The sequence below is a fragment of the Aeromicrobium marinum DSM 15272 genome (assembly GCF_000160775.2).
GTDB lineage: Bacteria > Actinomycetota > Actinomycetes > Propionibacteriales > Nocardioidaceae > Aeromicrobium > Aeromicrobium marinum.
This window is the reverse complement of record NZ_CM001024.1, coordinates 1,748,215-1,767,801: the sequence shown is the minus strand read 5'-3', so window position 1 is coordinate 1,767,801 and position 19,587 is coordinate 1,748,215. Positions and strand designations below refer to the sequence as shown.

General features: G+C 71.7%; 22 protein-coding genes and 2 tRNA genes. 12 read left to right on the top strand and 12 right to left on the bottom strand.

Going from position 1 to position 19,587, the window contains the following annotated elements:
• Nucleotides 1-151: 151 nt before the first annotated feature.
• Genes HMPREF0063_RS09000 through fabG form a run of 3 tightly spaced genes read right to left on the bottom strand, consistent with a single transcriptional unit; the run spans nucleotide 152 to nucleotide 2,571 of the window.
• Complete coding sequence (locus tag HMPREF0063_RS09000; RefSeq protein ID WP_211208725.1) at nucleotides 152-766, bottom strand: TetR/AcrR family transcriptional regulator; 615 nt, start codon at nucleotides 764-766, stop codon at nucleotides 152-154.
• 10 nt (nucleotides 767-776) lie between these two features.
• Nucleotides 777-1,814, bottom strand: a complete 1,038-nt coding sequence (locus HMPREF0063_RS08995) for a phosphotransferase family protein (protein WP_007078353.1) — start codon at nucleotides 1,812-1,814, stop codon at nucleotides 777-779.
• Between the two features lies 1 nt (nucleotide 1,815).
• Complete coding sequence (gene fabG / locus HMPREF0063_RS08990) at nucleotides 1,816-2,571, bottom strand: 3-oxoacyl-ACP reductase FabG (protein ID WP_007078352.1); 756 nt, start codon at nucleotides 2,569-2,571, stop codon at nucleotides 1,816-1,818.
• A gap of 192 nt (nucleotides 2,572-2,763) precedes the next feature.
• Here fabG and HMPREF0063_RS08985 point away from each other — a divergent pair, with 192 nt between their 5' ends.
• Genes HMPREF0063_RS08985 through HMPREF0063_RS15785 form a run of 3 tightly spaced genes read left to right on the top strand, consistent with a single transcriptional unit; the run spans nucleotide 2,764 to nucleotide 5,235 of the window.
• Nucleotides 2,764-4,257, top strand: coding sequence for an acyl-CoA carboxylase subunit beta (locus tag HMPREF0063_RS08985; RefSeq protein ID WP_007078351.1), 1,494 nt, complete (start codon nucleotides 2,764-2,766; stop codon nucleotides 4,255-4,257).
• Nucleotides 4,254-4,481 (top strand): biotin/lipoyl-binding carrier protein, encoded by a 228-nt coding sequence (locus tag HMPREF0063_RS08980; RefSeq protein ID WP_007078350.1) that lies wholly within the window; start codon nucleotides 4,254-4,256, stop codon nucleotides 4,479-4,481. Before HMPREF0063_RS08985 ends, HMPREF0063_RS08980 begins: the two co-directional genes overlap by 4 nt.
• Before the next feature lie 40 nt (nucleotides 4,482-4,521).
• Complete coding sequence (locus HMPREF0063_RS15785) at nucleotides 4,522-5,235, top strand: acyl-CoA thioesterase (protein WP_050760935.1); 714 nt, start codon at nucleotides 4,522-4,524, stop codon at nucleotides 5,233-5,235.
• A gap of 127 nt (nucleotides 5,236-5,362) precedes the next feature.
• On the opposite strand, the gene HMPREF0063_RS08970 is transcribed toward HMPREF0063_RS15785, so the two are convergent.
• Both HMPREF0063_RS08970 and HMPREF0063_RS08965 read right to left on the bottom strand, forming a co-directional pair.
• Nucleotides 5,363-5,734, bottom strand: a complete 372-nt coding sequence (locus HMPREF0063_RS08970; protein ID WP_007078349.1) for a globin — start codon at nucleotides 5,732-5,734, stop codon at nucleotides 5,363-5,365.
• Complete coding sequence (locus HMPREF0063_RS08965) at nucleotides 5,731-6,645, bottom strand: mechanosensitive ion channel family protein (protein ID WP_007078348.1); 915 nt, start codon at nucleotides 6,643-6,645, stop codon at nucleotides 5,731-5,733. Before HMPREF0063_RS08965 ends, HMPREF0063_RS08970 begins: the two co-directional genes overlap by 4 nt.
• Nucleotides 6,646-6,677: 32 nt before the next feature.
• On the opposite strand from HMPREF0063_RS08965, the gene HMPREF0063_RS08960 reads away from it, so the two are divergent.
• Nucleotides 6,678-6,938: a hypothetical protein gene (locus tag HMPREF0063_RS08960; protein WP_007078347.1), complete on the top strand. Its 261-nt coding sequence runs from the start codon at nucleotides 6,678-6,680 to the stop codon at nucleotides 6,936-6,938.
• A gap of 81 nt (nucleotides 6,939-7,019) precedes the next feature.
• On the opposite strand, the gene pepN is transcribed toward HMPREF0063_RS08960, so the two are convergent.
• Nucleotides 7,020-9,563 carry an aminopeptidase N gene (pepN, locus tag HMPREF0063_RS08955; protein ID WP_007078346.1) on the bottom strand — a complete coding sequence of 848 codons (2,544 nt, stop codon included), beginning with the start codon at nucleotides 9,561-9,563 and terminating at the stop codon, nucleotides 7,020-7,022.
• A 119-nt stretch (nucleotides 9,564-9,682) separates the two neighbouring features.
• On the opposite strand from pepN, the gene HMPREF0063_RS08950 reads away from it, so the two are divergent.
• Genes HMPREF0063_RS08950 through HMPREF0063_RS08930 form a run of 5 tightly spaced genes read left to right on the top strand, consistent with a single transcriptional unit; the run spans nucleotide 9,683 to nucleotide 13,899 of the window.
• Entirely contained in the window at nucleotides 9,683-10,831 is a 1,149-nt protein-coding gene (locus HMPREF0063_RS08950) for a glutamate--cysteine ligase (protein WP_007078345.1), read from the top strand.
• The gene (locus HMPREF0063_RS08945) at nucleotides 10,828-11,457 is read left to right on the top strand and encodes a mycothiol-dependent nitroreductase Rv2466c family protein (RefSeq protein WP_007078344.1); all 630 of its coding nucleotides are present in this window, start codon (nucleotides 10,828-10,830) and stop codon (nucleotides 11,455-11,457) included. Before HMPREF0063_RS08950 ends, HMPREF0063_RS08945 begins: the two co-directional genes overlap by 4 nt.
• 54 nt (nucleotides 11,458-11,511) lie before the next feature.
• Entirely contained in the window at nucleotides 11,512-11,970 is a 459-nt protein-coding gene (locus tag HMPREF0063_RS08940) for a ribose-5-phosphate isomerase (protein ID WP_007078343.1), read from the top strand.
• Nucleotides 11,963-12,799 carry an Fpg/Nei family DNA glycosylase gene (locus tag HMPREF0063_RS08935; RefSeq protein ID WP_040320211.1) on the top strand — a complete coding sequence of 279 codons (837 nt, stop codon included), beginning with the start codon at nucleotides 11,963-11,965 and terminating at the stop codon, nucleotides 12,797-12,799. The genes HMPREF0063_RS08940 and HMPREF0063_RS08935 overlap by 8 nt, the downstream gene beginning before the upstream one ends.
• The gene (locus tag HMPREF0063_RS08930) at nucleotides 12,796-13,899 is read left to right on the top strand and encodes a PP2C family protein-serine/threonine phosphatase (protein ID WP_007078341.1); all 1,104 of its coding nucleotides are present in this window, start codon (nucleotides 12,796-12,798) and stop codon (nucleotides 13,897-13,899) included. The genes HMPREF0063_RS08935 and HMPREF0063_RS08930 overlap by 4 nt, the downstream gene beginning before the upstream one ends.
• A 2-nt stretch (nucleotides 13,900-13,901) precedes the next feature.
• Here HMPREF0063_RS08930 and HMPREF0063_RS08925 read toward each other — a convergent pair whose 3' ends face one another.
• The 5 genes from HMPREF0063_RS08925 to HMPREF0063_RS08905 form a co-directional block, all read right to left on the bottom strand.
• A complete protein-coding gene (locus HMPREF0063_RS08925; RefSeq protein WP_007078340.1) occupies nucleotides 13,902-14,741 on the bottom strand; it encodes an SDR family NAD(P)-dependent oxidoreductase in 840 nt (279 codons plus the stop codon).
• 26 nt (nucleotides 14,742-14,767) lie between these two features.
• On the bottom strand, nucleotides 14,768-15,721 hold the full coding sequence (locus HMPREF0063_RS08920; RefSeq protein ID WP_007078339.1) for an NAD(P)/FAD-dependent oxidoreductase: 954 nt from the start codon (nucleotides 15,719-15,721) through the stop codon (nucleotides 14,768-14,770).
• Between the two features lie 55 nt (nucleotides 15,722-15,776).
• Nucleotides 15,777-15,853, bottom strand: a tRNA-Gly gene (locus HMPREF0063_RS08915).
• A 58-nt stretch (nucleotides 15,854-15,911) separates the two neighbouring features.
• Nucleotides 15,912-16,655 (bottom strand): SDR family oxidoreductase, encoded by a 744-nt coding sequence (locus HMPREF0063_RS08910; RefSeq protein WP_007078338.1) that lies wholly within the window; start codon nucleotides 16,653-16,655, stop codon nucleotides 15,912-15,914.
• Between the two features lie 32 nt (nucleotides 16,656-16,687).
• Entirely contained in the window at nucleotides 16,688-17,236 is a 549-nt protein-coding gene (locus HMPREF0063_RS08905; protein WP_040320708.1) for a nucleoside/nucleotide kinase family protein, read from the bottom strand.
• 33 nt (nucleotides 17,237-17,269) lie between these two features.
• Here HMPREF0063_RS08905 and HMPREF0063_RS08900 point away from each other — a divergent pair.
• Nucleotides 17,270-17,343, top strand: a tRNA-Pro gene (locus tag HMPREF0063_RS08900).
• 216 nt (nucleotides 17,344-17,559) lie between these two features.
• On the opposite strand, the gene HMPREF0063_RS08895 is transcribed toward HMPREF0063_RS08900, so the two are convergent.
• Complete coding sequence (locus HMPREF0063_RS08895; RefSeq protein ID WP_007078336.1) at nucleotides 17,560-18,378, bottom strand: class I SAM-dependent methyltransferase; 819 nt, start codon at nucleotides 18,376-18,378, stop codon at nucleotides 17,560-17,562.
• A gap of 47 nt (nucleotides 18,379-18,425) precedes the next feature.
• On the opposite strand from HMPREF0063_RS08895, the gene HMPREF0063_RS08890 reads away from it, so the two are divergent.
• Nucleotides 18,426-19,004, top strand: coding sequence for an XRE family transcriptional regulator (locus HMPREF0063_RS08890; protein ID WP_007078335.1), 579 nt, complete (start codon nucleotides 18,426-18,428; stop codon nucleotides 19,002-19,004).
• 28 nt (nucleotides 19,005-19,032) lie between these two features.
• A complete protein-coding gene (locus HMPREF0063_RS08885; protein WP_007078334.1) occupies nucleotides 19,033-19,563 on the top strand; it encodes a thermonuclease family protein in 531 nt (176 codons plus the stop codon).
• Nucleotides 19,564-19,587 lie beyond the last annotated feature (24 nt).

Genomic DNA, 19,587 nt, shown 5'->3' with positions numbered 1-19,587 from the left:
AGCGGTGATGCCGAAGAGGGGGTGTGGACGACGGGCGGGGTGGGGACGAGGGCAAGGCACAGCACGGGAAGTTGTCACTGGGCACGGCAGATCTGCCGTGCCCAGTGACAACGAGCCGTGCCGGCTCCGTAACTTCGCGCGGGGGGAGGGGTCAGGACTCGGCGCTGAGGAGGTACGCGGCGAGCATCCGCTTGAGCTCGATGACGGCCTCCGCGTGCTCCTGGCCGTCCCGGATGGAGAAGTTGAGCATCGAGTAGACGACATGCACGATGACCTCGCCGATGATCTTGCGGCGGACACGCGGTGTGCCCGGCGTCAACGGGGCCAGGACACGAGCCACCTCTGCGCCCAGCTCACGTTCGGTCACCGCGGCGGTCGCACGGGTGGCAGGGGTGGACTGGACCGCGTGCCAGACCGCCCGGCGCGACGGATCGGCGACCCACAGGGCGGCGATGTGGTCGATCAGCCGGTCGAGGAACCGCAACCAGTCCAGGGTCGGGAGCTGCTCGGCGAACGACGCCAGCTCCTCGCGCACGGCGACGGCGTCCTGCCGGTCGAGCTCGCAGACGATCACGTACTTGTTGGCGAAGAACTGGTACAGCGTGCCGATCGGGAGGCCGGCGCGGTGGGCGACCTCCTCGCAGGTGAACGACTCGAATCCGACCTCGAGCAGCAGCGCGCGCGACTCCGCCAGCAGCTGGTCGAACTTGACCCGGCTGCGTTCCTGCGTGGGTCGCCGCCGCGGTTCGAGGATCTGGGCCGTCACGGCCCTCACCCTAGCGAGTGGCGCGCAGTCCGGCGTCGATCAACGGCACGATCATGTCGCCGATGCCGTCGAACCCGGCTCCCACGGTCTGGCCCTGCGAGTGTCGCAGGTGGATTCCCTCGAGGATCACCGCGAGCTTGAAGAACGCCAGGCCCAGGTGGAAGTCCATCGTGCTGACGTCGCGACCGGACTCGGTGGAGTACAGCTGCAGGATCTCCTCCGCGGACAGGTAGCCGGGGGCTCGGGGGGCGTCGGTCACCAGGGCCGCGTCACCTCCCCCGACGAGGGCGAGCTGCTGGTAGGCCAGCAGGATCGCGACATCGGTGAGCGGGTCGCCGAGCGTGCTCATCTCCCAGTCCAGCACCGCGGTGATGTGGTCGTCGCCCCCGGGGGACCGGTCGACCAGGACGTTGTCGAGGCGGTAGTCGCCGTGCACGATGGTGCCGTCGCCGGAGTCGGGCACCCTGGCCTCGAGGCGGCCCACGAGCTCGTCCATGCCGGGCAGCTCCCGGCTGGTCGACGCCGCGAGCTGCTTCTTCCACCGGCGCAGCTGGCGTTCCAGGTAGCCGTCGGGTCGACCGAAGTCCGCCAGTCCGACCTCCGCGGGATCGACCGCGTGCAGGTCGGCGAGGGTGCGGACCAGCTGCTCGGCGATCGCGCGGGTCCGCTCGGCCCCGAGGGGCTCGAGCTGCTCGGCCCGGTTGTAGGGGGTGCCGGACACCCGCTCCATCACGTAGAACGGCGCGCCGAGGACGGAGTCGTCGGTGCAGTGGGCGTGCATCTGCGGCACCGGCACGGCCGTGCCCGCCAGGGCGGACATGACCCGGTGCTCGCGGCCCATGTCGTGTGCCGTCGCCAGCACGTGGCCCAGCGGGGGCCGCCGCACGACCACCTCGGTGGTGCCGTCCCCGACCCGGTAGGTCAGGTTGGACTTGCCTCCGGTGATGAGCGACGCCTCCCACGGGCCGTCACCGAGCAGCCCCGGCACCTCCCGGGTGAGCCAGGTGCGGAGTGCGTCGAGGTCGAGCCCGCGGGGTGCGTCGGTCATGTCAGGCCTTCGGTCCGCCCGCCACGTACAGCACCTGGCCGGAGACGAATCCGGCCTCGGGGCTGACGAAGAACGACACCGCGTGGGCGATGTCCTCGGGCTGGCCCACCCGGGCGACCGGGATCTGGTCGGCCGAGAACTTGATGAAGTCGTCGAACGGAACGCCGATGCGCTCCGCGGTCGCCGCCGTCATGTCGGTCTGGATGAAACCGGGGGCGATCGCGTTGGCCGTGACGCCGTACTTGCCCAGCTCGATCGCGAGGGTCTTGGTGAGTCCCTGGATGCCGGCCTTGGCCGCGGAGTAGTTGGCCTGCCCGCGGTTGCCCAGGGCGGAGGTCGACGACAGGTTCACGATCCGGCCGAACTTCGCCTCGGTCATGTGCTTCTGGGTGGCCTTGACGGTGTTGAACGCGCCGCGCAGGTGCACGTTCATGACCAGGTCCCACTCCTCGACGGTCATCTTGAACAGCAGGTTGTCGCGGATGATGCCAGCGTTGTTGACCACCACGGTGGGGGCGCCGAGCTCGGCCACGACCTGCTCCACGGCGGCGTCGACGCTGGCCGGGTCGGACACGTCGGCCCCGACGGCCAGGGCCTTGCCTCCTGCCTCGGTGATCGAGTCGACGACCGGCTGGGCGTCGGCGGCGTCGAGGTCGAGCACGGCGACCTGGAGGCCGTCGGCGGCGAGGCGTCGGGCGACGCCGGCGCCGATGCCGCGGGCTGCTCCGGTGACGATGGCGGTGCGGGTCTCGGTCACGAGGACTCCTTGGGGAACGGGGGCGGAACGGGGTAAGCGCTTGCTTAGCGCCCTTCGCACACTAACGCATGACCCCGGCCCGCGGCAGCCCCCGGTGTGGCCCGTCTCACGGTTCCCGTGTGGCCCATCGAACATGAGGGTTTCCTCAAGTTCTGTGTATACTTGAGGAAACCCTCATGTTCAGGAGCTGCTGTGACCCAGATCGACCTGCACCTGCTCGACGAGTCGGCTCACCGAGCGGCGCTCACGCAGCGCCGTCGTGAGCGGACGGCCCGGGTCGAGCCACGCGGGCGTCGGCAGTTCACCGCCCACGAGCGGGCTGACATGTTCGTCGACGCCGGGTCCTTCGTCCCGTTCACGCCGTTGCGCACGGCTGACGGACAAGGCCCCGGCGTCGTCACCGGGTGGGGCCGGGTCGCCGGCCGGCCGGTCGTGGTGGTGGCCCACGACGCCGCCGTCGCCTCCGGTGCGATCGGTGCGGTGTTCGCCCGTGCGGTCACCACCGCGCAGCTCTTCGCGATCGACCACGGCTTCCCGATCGTCTACATCAACGACTCCGGAGGAGCACGGGTCCCCGACGGGGTCTTCGCCCTGCACGGCTGCGGCGAGATCTTCGCGCTCAACGTCCGGGCCCAGGGCCGGGTGCCCCAGATATCCGTCATCCTCGGCCCGTGTGCCGGGGCCGCTGCCTACTCGCCGGCCCTCACCGACTGGACCATCATGGTCAAGGGTCACGGTCACATGTTCCTGACCGGGCCCGACATCGTGAAGGCCGCCACCGGCGAGGACGCCTCCGCCGACGACATCGGCGGGTCGCGCCTGCACACCGAGATCTCCGGGGTCGCCCACCTGGAGGTGGACGACGAGCGTGAGGCCCTCGAGGCGACCCGGCGGTTGCTGTCGTTCCTGCCGTCGCACGTCGGCGGACCAGCGGCCCTCGACAGCGCGGTGCCCGCCGACCCGGCCGCGGTCAGCGCTCTGCCGTTCGTCGTCCCGGACAAGGCCAGCGTCGTCTTCGACGTCAACCGGGTGCTCGACGGGGTGCTCGACGCCTCGGCCCGGCTGGAGCTGATGCCGAACCACGCACCGAGCATCCTCACGACCTTCGCGCGCATCGAGGGACGGCCGGTGGGCGTGGTCGCCAACCAGCCGCAGGCCCGCGGCGGGATCCTCGACTCCAAGGCGTCGGTGAAGGCGGCGCGCTTCGTCGAGTTCTGCGGACGCTTCGGACTGCCCGTGGTGACCTTCGTGGACGTGCCCGGGTTCCTCCCCGGCACGGTGGAGGAGGGCCGGGGCGTCATCACCCACGGCGCCAAGCTGCTCAAGGCCTACATCTCCTCACCCGCCCCCGTGCTGACCGTCGTGGTCCGCAAGGCCTACGGCGGCGCCTACATCGCGATGGGCGCCAAGTCGCTCGGTGCCGACTTCCAGTGGGCCTGGTCGAACGCCGAGATCGCGGTCATGGGGCCCGGCGGTGCCGTGGCGCTGCTGCACCGCAGGGCGCTGGCCGCCGCTGAGGACCCGGTCGCGCTGCGCGACGATCTCGCCGCCACGTACCGCGAGGAGGTCGCTCGGCCGTACCTGGCGGCCGAGGCAGGCATCCTCGACGACGTGATCCTGCCGGAGGAGACCAGGGGGCGGCTCTCCGACGCCTTGGCGATGCTGGACGCCGGTGCCGCGCGGTGATCGAGGCGAGGGCCGACATCGTCGCGAGCGTCTGGAAGCTCCTGGTCCGTGAGGGCGACCCGGTCGGCGCCGGCGACCAGATCGCGGTGCTGGAGTCGATGAAGATGGAGATCCCGGTCGTCGCCCCCGTCGGCGGACACGTCACGCGGGTCTGCGTCGACGAGGGGCAGATCGTGCAGGAGGGCGACGCGATCGTCGAGATCGACTCCAGTGCGGGAGCCTGACCGCCGCTCCCGATCCACGCGGGTCTGACATCATCGCCGGGTGCACCAGTACCGGATGCCCATGCGGTGGGCCGACATCGACCTGCTGAACCACGTCACCAACGTGGTCTACGTCGCCCACGCGGCGGAGGCGCGCGCCGATCTGCAGGACCAGGGACTGCTGGCCGCCGACCGCTGGGAGGGCCGCGTCGAGGTGGAGTACCTGAGGCCGATGGCGCTGTCGCGCCGGTCGGTCGTCGTGGACTCCGTCATCGACGGCGGTCGTGTCGACCAGGAGATCACGCTCGGCGCCGGGGACGAGCGCACCGTGCACGCGACACTGCGCACCACGCTGGGCGCGCCCGACCCGCTCGAGCGGCGGGTCACGACCGACGAGCCCTTCCGGTGCCGCCTCCGGCGGTCCGACGTCGGGCCGGACGGCGTGGTCACCCAGACACGACTCTTCGAGGTGTTCCAGGAGGGCCGCGTCGCGACCTTCGCCCGGGCCGACGCGCACGCGACGGTCGGGGCGTTCGTCGTCGCGCGGGTCGACGTCCGTCAGGCCGCGCCCCTCACGTGGAGGGCCGAGCCGGTCGAGATCCACACCCTCGTCGCCGCGACGGGTACCAAGTCCTTCACCATGGCGGCCGATCTGGTGCTCGACGGGCTGGTCGTCGCCACCGCCGACGTGGTCTGCGTCGGGTTCGACCCGCAGACCCAGCGGTCCAGGCCGCTCACCGCCGAGGGACTCGCCGCGCTGCGCGCCCTCGGCTGATCGGTCAGGACGCGGTGTTGACCATGCTGTGCTGTTGGTCCACGGCCCCCACCGCTTCGCTGCGCTCAGGACGCGGTGTTGACCATGCTGTGCTGTTGGTTCCTGGCCCAACCCCGCTTCCCTTCGGTCAGGACGCGGTGTTGACCATGAACGTGGCCGCGTGCTGCGCGTAGGCCCAGAACTGCTCGTCCTGCTCCGGCGTCAGGTCGGCGCTGTCGAGGCCGGCGCGGAAGTGGTGCAGCCAGGCGTCACGCGCCTCGGCCGTGACGGCGAACGGCGCGTGCCGCATCCGCAGCCGCGGGTGGCCGCGCTGCTCGCTGTACGTGGTCGGCCCGCCCCAGTACTGCTCGAGGAACAGGGTGAACCGCTCTCGGGCCGGGTCCAGGTCGGCTTCCGGGTACATCGGACGGAGCAGCGGGTCGCCGGCGACTCCGTCGTAGAAGACGCGTACGACCTGCTCGATGGTCGACCGTCCACCGATGTCGTCGTAGAAGCTCATTCCGAGGACTCCTCGACGCGGGCACGGAAGAGGCTGGGGATCTCGATCCCGGCCTCGTCGAAGCGGTACTTGATGCGTTGACGCATGGCGCGTGCCACCGCCCACTGCTGCAGCGGTGCGGTCTTCAGCACGACCCGCACCACGGCTCCGTCGCTGTCGAAACGTTCGACGCCCCATACCTCGGGCTCCTCCAGCACCACCTCGCTGAACTTCTCGTCGGTGTACACCGCGTGCGCCTCCTCGGCGAGGATCTGCTGCACCACGTCGAGGTCGGCGTCGTAGCTGACGGTGATGTCCAGCACCGTGCGGGCCCACGTCTGGCTCTGGTTGCCGACGCGTACGACCTCTCCGTTGCGGACGTACCAGACCGTGCCGTTCACGTCGCGCAGCCGCGTGATGCGCAGGCCCACCGCCTCGACGGTGCCACTGGCCTCACCCATGTCGATGACGTCACCGACCCCGTACTGGTCCTCGAGGATCATGAAGATGCCGGCCAGGAAGTCCTTGACCAGGGTCTGTGCGCCGAAGCCGAGCGCCACACCCAGGATCCCGGCTCCGGTGAGCAGCGGCGCGATGTTGACGCCGAGCTGGTCGAGGATCATGACGAAGGCGATCCCGGCGATGAGGATGCTGGCGATCGAGGTCAGCAGGTCGCCGATGGCCGTGGCCCGCTGCTGGCGCCGCTGGGAGGCTCCGGGCCTCAGGTCGGCGAGGAACTCACCGGCCTTGGAGCGCGGGGTGGCACCGGGGACGCTGCCGGCGCCGGCGCGCCGGACGACGCGGCCGATGGCCCGTCGCACGAGCCATCGCAGGACGAGGGCGAGGACGACGATGAGCAGGACGCCGGACGGTCGCTCGACGAGGTATTCGAAGGCGCGTCCTTCGGGCAGTTGAAGGTCGAGGTCAGGCATGTGTCCAGCCTACGGACCGATAGAATGGCCCCATGTTGACCCCCGTGCGCCTCTTCGCCGTCGTCACGTCCGTCCTCGTCACCGTGCTGGCCACCGCCTCCGCCGGTGCGGCCGACGCCCCCACCACGTGGGAGGCCACCGAGGGGCTGAGCGGGCTGGAGTACCTCGGCCTGCTGGTGGGGATCCCCGCGGCCCTCTTCGGGGTCATCTGGCTGTTCGCGCTGCTCACCGCTCGCCGCAACTACGTCCCGCCGGCGCCGGGCACCGAGATCGAGCGCGTCTCCGCCCACTGACCCGTCCCCGCTGGGAGTGACGAATCGGCCCCTGATCTGCGGGATCAGGGGCCGAAACGTCACTCCCAGCGGGAAGGTGGGTCAGGCCGACCGGGCGCGAAGAGCTCGCGCGAGGTCGTCGCGGCCCTCCGAGACGTAACGCACCGCCGCGGAGTTCGCCTTCGTGGAGGCGAGCCAGGCATCGACCTTCGCCAGGACCTCCTCGTCGGGGTTGGCCGACGGGAAGAGATGGACCAGGGCCACCTGCCCGATCCAGACGCCCATGTCGTCGATGACCGTGTCGGCCATCGAGAGGTACTGGTCGACGTAGGGACGCAGGAGCTCCGCCTGGCCGGAGACCTGGAAGGCCCCCGCGATGTTGCGACGGGTCTCGTTGGGGGTGCCGGCGTCGACCGCCGCCCGGTGCCATGCCTCGGCCTTCGCGTCGGCCGTGGGCCGCACGGCCCGGACTCCCGCTGCCCGCTCACGACCGGAGTTGCTGGGGTCGCGCTCGAGCTCGGCCTCCAGCTCGGCATCGGTCAGCTCGCCCAGTCGGGCGAGGGCGAACAGCAGCGTCCAGCGCAGGTCGGTGTCGACCGCGAGTCCGTCGAGGGCGCCGCCCAGCACCGCCCGCAGGAACTCCGGCCCCTGGGCGGCCGACGCGCACCCACGGACGAGCGCCAGCTGGTGGTCGCTGCCGGGCTCGGCCGCCTCGACCAGCTCGCGCAGACCGGTCTCCCACCGGTGCCCCAGGTGGGGCTGCTGGGCCTCGGGGGTGTAGAGGTTGACGGCACCCTGGCCCTGCCGCAGGAGCGAGGCCACGGCGGTCAGGTCGGACTCCGACCCGACACCGGCGAGCACGAGGGACACGAAGTCCGCGGACGGCAGCTCGGCGTCCCGGGTCATGTCCCAGGCCGCGCCCCAGCACAGCGCCCGGGGCAGCGACTCCTCGAACGCATCGATGCCGCCCACCAGGGTCTGGAACGACCGGTCGTCGAGGCGGATCTTGGCGTAGGTGAGGTCGTCGTCGTTGAGCAGCACCAGATCGGGTCGGCGGCGCCCCACCAGCTCGGCGATCTCGGTCTCGGCTCCTCGCACGTCGGTCTCGATGCGCTCGGTGCGCACGAGCGCTCCCGCGACGAGGTCGTACAGGCCGATGGCGATGCGGTGGCGCCGGAGCGTCGGGTGGTCGGGGTGGGCGGTCTGCTCCACGACGAACGAGGTGAAGTGCTCGTGGCCCTCGGCGTCAGGCTCGGAGGTCTCGAACCGGGCCCGCAGCGTGTTGACGCCCGTGGTCTGCAGCCACTCGGCCGACCACGACTCCAGCTCGCGGCCCGACGCCTGCTCCAGCTCGACGAGCAGGTCGGCCAGCTCGGTGTTGCCGAAGGCGTGCCGGGTGAAGTACGCCCGGAGTCCGGCGAGGAAGTCCTCCTCACCCACCCAGGCGACCAGCTGCTTCAGGCTCGAGGCGCCCTTGGCGTAGGTGATCCCGTCGAAGTTCGCCTCGACCGCGTGCAGGTCGTGGTTGTCGGCGGCGATCGGGTGGGTCGACGGCAGCTGGTCCTGGCGGTACGCCCAGTTCTTGCGGTTGTTGGTGAACCCGGTCCAGGCGTCGGTGAACCGGGTCGCCTGCACCGACGAGTGGTGCGCGGCCCACTCCGCGAACGATTCGTTGAGCCACAGGTCGTCCCACCACCGCATCGTGACGAGGTCGCCGAACCACATGTGGGCCATCTCGTGCAGGATCGTGTTGGCCCGCTGCTCGTAGGCCGAGACGGTCTGCCGGCTGCGGAAGATCATCTCGTCGCGGAAGGTGACGCAGCCCGCGTTCTCCATCGCGCCCATGTTGTACTCCGGCACGAACAGCTGGTCGTACTTGCCGAACGGGTACCCCATCTCGAAGGCGCCCTCGAAGAACTCGAAGCCCTGCTTCGTGACGAGCAGGATGTCGTCCGCGTCGAGGTGCTCGACGAGCGACTGACGACAGAACACGCCGAGCGGGATGTCGTCGTACGCGCCGCTGTAGGAGTCGCGGACGACGTGGTACTCGCCGGCGACGAGCGCGGTGATGTAGGTCGACATGACCTGCGTGGGGGCGAAGTGCCACACGGCTGTGTCGCCGTCCACCGGCTCCGGCTCCGGCGTGGGTGAGTTCGACACGACCTGCCACTGCGACGGGGCGGTGACGTGGAACTCGAACGTGGCCTTGAGGTCGGGCTGCTCGAAGGTCGCGAAGACCCGCCGGGCGTCGGGCACCTCGAACTGGGTGTAGAGGTAGACCCGGTCGTCGGTGGGATCGACGAAGCGGTGCAGTCCTTCACCGGAGTGCGAGTAGCTGCACCGGGCCTCGACCCGCAGCTCGTTGTGCTCGGCGAGGTCGGTCAGGGGGATACGACTGTCGCGATAGGAGTCGACCGGCAGGTCGTGACCGTTGAGGGTGACGGCGAGGACCTCTGCGTCGACCAGGTCGACGAAGGTCGACGCACCGGCCGTGGCGTCGAACGTCAGGGTGGTGACGGACCCGAACCGGTGCGGCCCGGAGGCGGGCGGGTCGAGCGTGAGGTCGAGCTCCACCACGTACGTCCCGGTGGAGACGACGCTGGCGCGCTGCTGGGCTTCTTCACGGGTGAGATTGGTGCCGGGCATGCCGGCTACTCTGCCACGCGGTCAGGACACCGACGCGTCGGGCCGTGGGAGGATTCGGGGATGGATGCAGACTCTCCCCGGCCGACGCCGGCGGCCCGGGCCACCGGCAGGATGTAGGCATGCAGATCCCCTTCGCGACGTCCGAGCGCTCGTCGATCGGCATCGAGTGGGAGCTGGCCCTGGTCGACGCCGACTCCGGCGACCTGCGTCAGGTCGCGGGGTACGTGCTCGACGCGGTCGCGCCACCGGGCGGAGGGCCGCACCCGCACATCCGGCAGGAGCTGCTGCTCAACACGGTCGAGGTGGTGTCGGGGGTGGCGAGCACCGTGCGCGAGGCCGCCGAGGACCTGTCGCGCAACGTCGACCTCATCCGGACCGTCACCGACCGGTTGCGGGTCGAGCTGATGTGCGCCGGCACCCACCCCTTCTCGCGGTGGGACATGCAGCACGTGACCGACAAGGAGCGGTACGCGACGCTGATCGACCGCACCCAGTGGTGGGGGCGCCAGATGCTGATCTACGGCGTGCACGTGCACGTCGGTATCGAGGACCGCGACAAGGTGCTGCCGATCAGCCGGGCGATGCTGGCCTACTACGGCCACTTCCAGGCCCTCAGCGCCTCGTCGCCGTTCTGGGGCGGCAAGGACACCGGCTACGCCTCCAACCGGGCCCTCATGTTCCAGCAGCTGCCGACCGCGGGGCTGCCGTTCCAGTTCGAGCGGTGGAGCGAGCTGGAGGGGTACGTCGCCGACATGATGCGCACCGGCGTGATCGACAGTTTCGACGAGATCCGCTGGGACCTGCGTCCGTCACCGAAGTTCGGCACGCTGGAGGTGCGGATCTGTGACGGTTCGCCGACCCTCGCCGAGGTCAAGAGCCTCGCCGCCCTGACCCACTGCCTGGTCGAGCACTTCTCCGCCGAGCTCGACGCCGGACGCCCCCTGCCGACGATCCCGGCCTGGTTCGCCCAGGAGAACAAATGGCGGGCCGCGCGCTACGGGATGGACGCGATCCTCATCCTCGACGACGACGGCAACGAGGACCTGGTTACCGACGACCTCCGGCGGCTGCTGCCGGTGCTGGAGCCGGTCGCCGAGCGACTGGACTGCACCGCCGAGCTGGCCGGCATCCTGGACATCGTGGCTGCCGGCGCCTCCTACCAGCGTCAGCGGGCCGTCGCCGCTGCCAGCGGGGGCCGGCTCGACGTCGTGGTCCGGCACCTGGTGGAGGAAATGCGCGCGGGCCGTCCGTTGTTGACCACCCCATGACGACTCCCGCAGCTGACGCCACCACCACCGAGCAGGTCGACTTCTGGTTCGACCCGCTCTGCCCGTTCGCCTGGATCACCTCGCGCTGGATGCTCGAGGTCGAGCAGGTGCGCGACGTCCACACCGAGTTCCACGTCATGAGCCTGTCGGTCCTCAACGCCGACAAGGACGTGCCGGACGAGTACCGCGAGATGATCGAGCGGGGCTGGGGCCCGGTCCGCCTCGCGATCGCGACGGGCCAGCAGCACGGTCAGGCCGCGGTCCGCGCGCTGTACACCGCGCTCGGCACCCGCCGTCACAACGAAGGACGCGACTTCGGGCCCGAGCTGTACGCCGAGGCGCTGGCCGAGGCCGGTCTGCCCGCCGACCTGGCCGCAGCGGCCGACGACACGAGCCTCGACGACGCCGTCCGCGCCTCCCACGCCGAGGGCATCGGCCGGGTCGGCGAGGAGGTCGGCACCCCGGTGGTGGCGATCGGCGGCGTCGCGTTCTTCGGTCCGGTGCTCACCAGCATCCCCAAGGGGGAGGACGCCGGCACGGTGTTCGACGGCGCCCGGCTGCTGGCCGGCTACCCGGACTTCTTCGAGCTCAAGCGCACCCGCACCGGCGACCTGGACTTCGACTGACCCGTCGCCGGGTCCGGCGTGGCCGCCGGGTGTGAGCGGTGCCAGACTGGGCACATGCGCGTTCACGTCGCGGCGGACCACGCCGGTTTCGAGCTCAAGACCCATCTGCTGGCCTGGCTGACCGGGCAGGGCCACGAGCCGGTCGACCACGGCGCCTTCACCTACGACGCCGAGGACGACTACCCGCCGTTCTGCGTCGCCGCGGCCCAGGCCGTCGTCGACGAACCCGGATCGCTCGGCATCGTCATCGGCGGATCGGGCAACGGTGAGCAGATGGCCGCCAACAAGGTCACCGGCGCACGGGCCGCCCTGGCGTGGAGCACCGAGACGGCCGCCCTGGCCCGTCAGCACAACAACGCCCAGATCGTGTCGATCGGGGCCCGCATGCACTCCGTCCCGGAGGTCGAGGCGATCGTCGAGACCTTCCTGACGACACCGTGGAGCGAGGCCGACCGGCACCAGCGACGGATCGACCTGCTGCTGGGCTACGAGACCAGCGGCACCTTTGCCTGAGGGGCACACCCTCCACCGAGTGGCGCACGACCTGTCCGAGGCCTTCGCGGGTCGCCGGGTGAGGTCGACGAGTCCGCAGGGCCGGTTCGCCGCCGGCCGGCTCGACGGCCGCGTGCTCGCCGGCGCCGAGGCGTGGGGCAAGCACCTGTTCGTCTCGGTCGAACAGGTGCCGTGGCAGGTGCACGTCCACCTGGGCCTCTACGGGACGTTCCGGATCAGCCGTGGCGGCCGGCTGCCGGTGGTCGGGCAGGTGCGCTGGCGACTCACCGCCTCCGCGCGCAGCGGAGCACCGGTGACGGCCGACCTCCGGGGGCCCACGGCCTGCGAGCTGCTGATGCCGGACGAGGTCGACGCCGTGCTCGCGCGACTCGGGCCCGACCCCCTGCGCGCCGATGCCGACGCCGACGCGGCCTGGCACCGGGTCAGTCGGTCGGGTACGCCCGTCGCCGTCCTGCTGCTGGACCAGAAGGTGCTGTCCGGGGTCGGCAACGTGTACCGGGCCGAGGTCCTCTTCCGGCACGGCATCGACCCGATGACGCCGGGACGCGATCTCGACCGCTCCCGGTGGGACGCGGTGTGGGACGACCTGGTGCACCTCATGGCGATCGGCGTCCGGCGGGGCCGCATCGACACCGTGCGCCCCGAGCACGAGCCGGGCCCCATGGGGCGTTCGGCGCGGGCCGATGCCCACGGCGGAGAGGTGTACGTCTACCGGCGCGACGGACGGGCCTGCCTCGTGTGCGGGACCACGATCTGCTCCACCGTCCTGGCAGGAAGGAATCTGTTCTGGTGCCCCGGGTGCCAGTCCGCGACTAGGGTCAGCACGTGATCACGTCCCCTCGCGCCGTCGGGCGTTCGGTGATGCAGTACGCCAACGACCGGGTGGTGCGGTGGCGCAGCGGCTCGCGCGAGGGCCAGCTGACCGTGCTGGCCATCATCGTCGGCATCGACCTGGGGTTCTTCGCCGTGTCGATGGTGGAGTACAACCGCATGCCGGTCAGCGGGTTCTACGTGCCGCTGCTGCTCGGCATGCTGCTGCTGAGGTTCTGGCCGCTGGTGACGCTGGTGTCGGTCACGGTGCTCCTCGGGACGGTGACGGTGGTCAACGAGGGAGCCCTCACGACGGCCCGGACCACCTCGATCGTGCTCATGACGATCTCGATCTCGATCATCGTGTTCGAGGCCAGCCGGCACCGCAGCGGGCTGCCGGGCCCCCTCGGCGAGGCGATGCTGGTCGACCTGCGCGACCGCCTGCAGTCCCAGGGGGTCGTGCCCGCCCTGCCGGCCGGGTGGCGTTGCCAGTCGGCCACCGAGACCGCCGGGGGCATCAACTTCGCCGGTGACTTCCTCGTGGCGAACCTGTCGTCGGACGAGCGACACCTCGAGATGGTGCTGGTCGACGTGTGCGGCAAGGGCGTCGGTGCCGGGTCGCAGTCACTGCAGTTCGCGGGCGCACTCGGAGGCCTGATCGGTTCGCTGCCCCCGCTGGGCCTGTTCGCGGCGGCCAACGACTTCATGCTGCGGCAGCACTGGGACGACGGCTTCGCCACGGCGGTGCACGTGCAGGTCGACCTCGTCAGCGGCGACTACGGCATCATCAACGCCGGGCACCCCCCGGCGTTGCGGTGGATGGAGGCGTCGGGGCAGTGGGAGGTCGACGGTGCGCGCGGGCTGGCGCTCGGCATCGCGCGTCACCCCGAGTTCGATCAGACCACCGGGACGCTGGCCCCGGGCGACGCGCTGATGTTCTACACCGACGGCGTGATCGAGAGCCGCACCCAGGGCGTCACCGAGGGCATCGCCTGGTTGCAGGGCACCGCCACGACGCTCGTCGCGTCGGGGTTCGACCAGGCACCCCGCCGCATCCTCGCCAAGGTGAGCAACCACGACGACGACCGCGCCGTGCTGGTGCTGCGCCGGGATCCCTGAGCTCAGGCCCCCGGCCGCGGGAAGCTCGTGCGCATCGCCAGGTCCCAGCCGCGGTCGCCCAGCACCGTGCGGGTGGCCATCGACAGGGGTGCTGATGCCGTGACGGTGTAGCGAGGCTTCGGTCGGCGCACGGTCAACGACTTCTCGATGACCTTGGCGACCTTCTCCGGCGGGCCGCCGAGCCGCGCCATGGGGCCGGAGTAGACCTCCTGGGTCGCCCGCCCGACGCCGGCGTTGAACTCCGCGTAGGGACCGTCGGTGAGCCCGGTCAGGGAGGCGGCGGCGGCCTCGTCGAACGAGGTGGTGATCAGCCCCGGTTCGACGGTGACCACCTTCACGCCGAAGCCGGAGACCTCGAACCGCAGGGCGTCGGACAGGGCGTTCACGGCGTACTTGCTGGCGTGGTAGGCGCCGCCCCCGGGAAAGGTCAGGTGGGCGCCCATCGACGAGATGTTGACGATGCGGCCCGAACGGCGGTCCCGCATCGAGGGGAGCACGAGCTGGCACATGCGGACCAGCCCGACCACGTTGGTCTCGAACTGCCGCCTCAGGTCGGCGCTCGTGAGGGTCTCGACCGCGCCGGACTGCGAGTAGCCGGCGTTGTTGACGAGCGCGTCGATCGGTCCGTGACCGAGTGCCTCGTCGACCGCGGACCTCATCGAGTCCTCGTCGGTGACGTCGAGCGCCAGGGTGCGGCACCCGGCTGCGGCGAGCGACTCCAGGGTCTCGGGCCGTCGGGCCGTCGCCCACACGGTCCACCCCGATCCCACGAGTCGCCGGGCGGTGGCCTCGCCGATGCCCGAGGAACAGCCGGTGATGAGGACGGAGCGCGAGGTGGCCATGCCGACAGTATGCCCGCCGCGCCCCGTCAGGACAGGCGTTCGACGAGGGCGCGGCCCAGGTCGCGGCCGGACCGCCAGGCGGTCTCGACCGACGAGCTAGGGCCCCAGGAGTCGCCGCAGGCGCCGATCCGGTCGTCGCCGAGGTGGTGGGTGGCCGGACGGCCGTGGACGGGCCGGGCGAAGGTCCAGCGCTGCACGTGGACCAGGTCGGGATCCTCGTCCGGGACGTCGACGACCTCGCGGAGCGCTGCCAGCAGGGGTCCGGACGCCTCGGACGGGTCGGTGAGGTGGCGGGAGGCGCGATCGGCCGTCGCGTGGGCGACGAGCACCGGCGCCCGGTCGCCGCGCCGCAGGCCGTCGTCCGCCACCCACACCAGGTCGGGGTGGTCGTTGACGAAGATCCCGTCGACGTCGGCCCAGGTGCGGCGCGTCCACCGGGCGGTCAGCACCATCGAGGGCGAGTACGGGTCGTCGAGCGCGGCGTGCACCGGGTGACCCGGGCGCAGCAGTCGGCGGGCCTGCGGGTCGGGCATGGCGAGGACCACCGCGTCGTGGGGATGGTCGTCGACCCGGGGTCGCTGCCCGTCCGGCGTCACCGACCGGACGGGGTCGGCCTGTCGGACGTCGAGCCCGGTCGCCAGGTCGGCGACGAGGCCCCGCAGACCGCCCGGTGCCGCCCACCGGACCGGCCCGGTGGTGGTGCGACGTCCCTCGGGTGATCGGACGGCGAACGTGTCCGTCCAGGGCCGGGCGAGTCCGCGGGCGGACCAGTCGTCGACCACCTCGGCGAAGTCGGGCCCGGAGACGGTGAAGTACGAGGCGCCGATGTCGACGACCCGTCCGTCGTGGCGTCGCAGTGCCATGCGGCCGCCGGGCCGTCGACCGGTGTCGCGCACGACCACGGCGTGGCCGGCGGTCCGGAGCTCACGCGCGCACGCGATCCCGGAGATCCCGGCACCCACCACGACGACGTCGGCCACGCGCCGATCCTGCCATCGTGGGCGACGGTTCGCCCGTCGGGAGCGGAGGAGGAGCTGGAGCGGACGACGAGACTCGAACTCGCAACATTCTGCTTGGAAGGCAGAGACTCTAACCAATTGAGTTACGTCCGCGCGCTGCCGTGGCAGCGGGACCATGATGCCACATCCGGCCGCCGGGACGACCGGTCGGTCAGGGCCCCGACCGATCGGACAGCCAGGCGTCGTAGGTCGTGGTGCCCCGGTACGTGGGCTCGTCCGGCACCAGCGCGCCGGAGGCCATCTGTCGGCCGACCGCCCCGGGCAGACGCACGGGCACGACGAGTCGGCGGCGCCCCTCGGCGCGCAGCTGTCGGCGTGCCAGGTCCGGGATGTCGTGCAGCTCGGGCCCACCCATCTGCAGCTGGCCGGCTGGTGCCCCGGCGGCGATCCGGGCCACCACGCCACCGACCTCGGCCGCGGCGACGGGCTGCGACGCCATGCGGGGGACGAGGGCCACGGGTCCGGGGGAGGCGTCGACCACCTGGCCCGCGAACTCGTGGAACTGGGTGGCCCGCAGGACCGTCCACGGGACAGTGCCTGTGGTCACCAGCGCCTCCTGGGCGCGTTTGCCGAGGTAGTAGCCGTAGTCGACCACGTCGCACCCGACGACCGAGACGGCGACGTGGTGACGGACCCCGGCGGCGGCTCCGGCTGCGAGGAGGTTCCGGGTCGTGGCCGCGAAGAAGTCGACGGCGGCACGCCGCCGGATGGTGGTGACACTGAGCGCGTCCACGACGGCGTGCGTCCCCGCGAGGGCCTCCGCGAGTCCGTCCCCGGTCCGCACGTCGGTCCCGCGCCCGCGGGAGAGCACGACCGTCTCGTGGCCGTCGTCCTCGAGGGCCCGGACGACGTGGCTCCCGAGCACGCCGGTGCCTCCGGCGACAGCGATCCGCATGGCGAGATCGAACCATGCCGGGGCCCTGTGCGTCACCCCCCGGTGGCGACCCGGACGTCGGCGAAGGCCGCGGTGCCCTCGCGGGAGAAGTGGGTCGCCTCCTGCGAGGCCCACACGTCCCACCAGGGGGCGTAGGTCTCGCCGTCGCGGGCCAGCCCACGGTGACGACGCAACGGTGCCGGTGCATCGACCCAGACCAGGAGGCTGAGGAACGGGCGGATGGCCGCGGCTCCGCTGCCGACGCCGTCGAGCACGAGCAGGGGGACGGGGGGACACCGCACCGGCGGTGCCGGTGCGTCGCGGACCCAGCTCCAGCGCGCGATCGACCCCACCTGCCCGACGGCGATCGGCGCGAGGACCTCGGCGGCGACCCGCGGCGGGACGTCGTCGAGACCGTGCCAGCCCGGATAGAGGTCGTCGAACCGGAGCAGGGCAGCACCGGTGCGAGCCACGAGCGCGCCGGCCAGCTCGGACTTGCCGGCCCCGCTGGGCCCGTCGATCGCGACCACCGACGTCGACCCGCACGCCGGTGCCCGGTCGGAGACCAGTCCGACGAGGCGGTCGAGCAACGCATCGGGCACCGTGCCAGTCTCCACTAGACTCCCCGGAGTCGACGGGATGTGGCGCAGCTTGGTAGCGCGTCCGCTTTGGGAGCGGAAGGTCGCAGGTTCGAATCCTGTCATCCCGACTCGGTGAACCGGCTCGACCCGTGGCGGCAGGCAGCGGAGCGACCGCGAGGGCCGATGCTCGCGCGGGGTTCGCCTCGCTGCGCTCACGCCCTCGCAGGCTCGGGCTGGCGAACGCAGCACCGTGGCCGCCAGGGAGCGGAGCGACCGTGAGGGCGGAGCCCGAGGCGACGCGCGTCGGGTCGTCGTTCCGCTCCTGCCCTCGAGCCTCGGGCCGGTCAGTGAGGGCGGCGGGCGATCCAGAGCTGACGGTCGACCTCGACGTGCAGGTCGCGGCGCTGACGCACGTCGTCCGGGCCTCCGTCCAGCAACCGGTCCAGGCCTTCCGTCCTGTCGGAGCCGAGCCGACCGGCGAGCACCCGGCGGATGCCGCTCAGCCCGGCGAACGCGTACTCGCCCACCAGCCCGGGCGGCAGCTCGGCGACGTCGACGACCAACGGTCGGTGCACCTCGACGGCCAGCCCGGCCTGCTCGAGCGCTGGACCCCAGTCCGCACCCATGGCCGGCATGTCAACCTCGCGGTCCGCCCGCAGGACTGCGTGCGCGCGCTCCTCGGCCGATCCTCCGGGGGTGCCGTCGGGCACGAAGCGGGGGAATCCTGCCATCTCCACCACGGCGAGCAGCCCGCCCGGCCGGATCGTCGAGGCGATCGTCCGCAGCGCGCGATCGGGTGCGGCGAGGTGGTGCAGGGAGGCCGAGGCCCACGCCACGTCCACGGGCTCGAGGGCGGGCACGGTTCCGTCGAGGTCGGCCACGACCGTCGTGACCCTGCCGGCGAGCCCACGTTCCGTGGCCCGGTCCCGCAGGCGGTCCAGCAGCTCGCCCGAGGCGTCGACGGCGACGGCGACGGCGTGCGGGAAGTGGTCAAGGAGGCCGAGGGTGCCGGCGCCGGTCCCGGCGCCGAGGTCGAGGACCGAGCGGACGGGGCCGTCGGACAGGCGCTGGAGGTCCAGGTGGATCCCGTGCAGGGTCGGCTGCATCGCCCGGGTCTCGAGATCCAGCAGGTCGGCGAACGCGGCGTGGTCGTGGGAGCTCATCCGGTGAGGCTAGCCCGCGCTTGCTCTCAAGGCATAGCATCTTGCGTATGACGCAAGACAGGCCCGACAGCGGTCGGGTGGACGAGCTGGTCGGACGCCGCGTGCGGGCCCTGCGGGTCGCGCGGGGCTGGTCGCTCGACGACCTCGCGGGCCGCTGCTGGTTCAGCCCGGCCACGCTGAGCCGGATGGAGACCGGGCGCCGCCGGATCGGGCTCGACCAGCTGGCTGCCCTGGCCCGAGCCCTCGGCACGTCGATCGACCTGCTCGTGGCGCCGGAGGACGACGAGGACGTCGTCATCCGGCCGCACCGCGACGAGGCCCGAGGCACGACGGCCTGGTCGCTGACCCGGGAGCACGGGCCGCACGGGTTGAAGGTCGCCCGCATCCGTCTCAGCCGGCCTCTGCCGCCGGACGACGAGCTGCCCGTCCATCCGGGTCGGGACTGGTTCACGGTCCTGTCCGGCACGGTGCTGCTGCGCCTGGGGGACCGCACGATCCGGGTCGAGTCCGGGCAGGCGGCGGAGTTCTCCACGATGGTCCCGCACGCCTTCGGTGCCGAAGGAGGTCCCGCGGAGATCATCACGGTGCTCGACCCCGAGGGCGAGCGGGCGCACCGTCTCGGGTGATCGGACCGTTGCGCGGTTCAATGGTCCCGTGCTGCGACTCCTGGGACCCGTGCTGGTCGTGCTGCTCCTGGGCGGTTGCCAGCTGGCGTTCGACTCCCCGTCAGCGGTTCCCGGGTCGACCGCACCGCCGATCGACGCGGGCGTCCGACCTGAGGCGCCGCAGCGGGGGACCACGGCGACGGCGACCGTGACCCGGGTGGTCGACGGCGACACCCTCGACGTGGACGTCGACGGCGGAGGGAGCGAGTCGGTCCGACTGATCGGCATCGACACCCCGGAAGTGTTCCCCGAGGAGGAGTGCGGCGGCCGCGAGGCGACCCGACTCATCGGGTCCCTCGCCCCGGTGGGGACCGTGGTGCGCCTGGTGTCCGATCCCTCCCAGTCCGACCGCGACCGGTTCGACCGCCTCCTGCGCTACGTCGAGCTGCAGGACGGCACCGACCTCGGGGCCGCCCAGGTGGCCTCCGGTTGGGCAGAGGTCGTCGTGTTCGCGGCACCGTTCACGCGGCTGGGCGCGTACGACCGTCTCGCGGCGAGCGCCGGAACCCCAGCCTGCTGACCCTCCAACCCCGGGGAGGAGCGC

Bases quoted from the DNA above. Each gene is read 5' to 3' on its own strand.
- HMPREF0063_RS08965 (WP_007078348.1), bottom strand. From the start codon at position 6,645: ATGCCTGACCTCGACCTTCAACTGCCCGAAGGACGCGCCTTCGAATAC.
- HMPREF0063_RS08925 (WP_007078340.1), bottom strand. From the start codon at position 14,741: ATGGCCACCTCGCGCTCCGTCCTCATCACCGGCTGTTCCTCGGGCATC.
- pepN (WP_007078346.1), bottom strand. From the start codon at position 9,563: ATGCCCGGCACCAATCTCACCCGTGAAGAAGCCCAGCAGCGCGCCAGC.
- HMPREF0063_RS08890 (WP_007078335.1), top strand. From the start codon at position 18,426: ATGACGCAAGACAGGCCCGACAGCGGTCGGGTGGACGAGCTGGTCGGA.
- HMPREF0063_RS08910 (WP_007078338.1), bottom strand. From the start codon at position 16,655: ATGCGGATCGCTGTCGCCGGAGGCACCGGCGTGCTCGGGAGCCACGTC.
- HMPREF0063_RS08895 (WP_007078336.1), bottom strand. From the start codon at position 18,378: ATGAGCTCCCACGACCACGCCGCGTTCGCCGACCTGCTGGATCTCGAG.
- HMPREF0063_RS08960 (WP_007078347.1), top strand. From the start codon at position 6,678: ATGTTGACCCCCGTGCGCCTCTTCGCCGTCGTCACGTCCGTCCTCGTC.
- HMPREF0063_RS08995 (WP_007078353.1), bottom strand. From the start codon at position 1,814: ATGACCGACGCACCCCGCGGGCTCGACCTCGACGCACTCCGCACCTGG.
- HMPREF0063_RS08940 (WP_007078343.1), top strand. From the start codon at position 11,512: ATGCGCGTTCACGTCGCGGCGGACCACGCCGGTTTCGAGCTCAAGACC.
- HMPREF0063_RS08970 (WP_007078349.1), bottom strand. From the start codon at position 5,734: ATGAGCTTCTACGACGACATCGGTGGACGGTCGACCATCGAGCAGGTC.
- HMPREF0063_RS08950 (WP_007078345.1), top strand. From the start codon at position 9,683: ATGCAGATCCCCTTCGCGACGTCCGAGCGCTCGTCGATCGGCATCGAG.
- HMPREF0063_RS08945 (WP_007078344.1), top strand. From the start codon at position 10,828: ATGACGACTCCCGCAGCTGACGCCACCACCACCGAGCAGGTCGACTTC.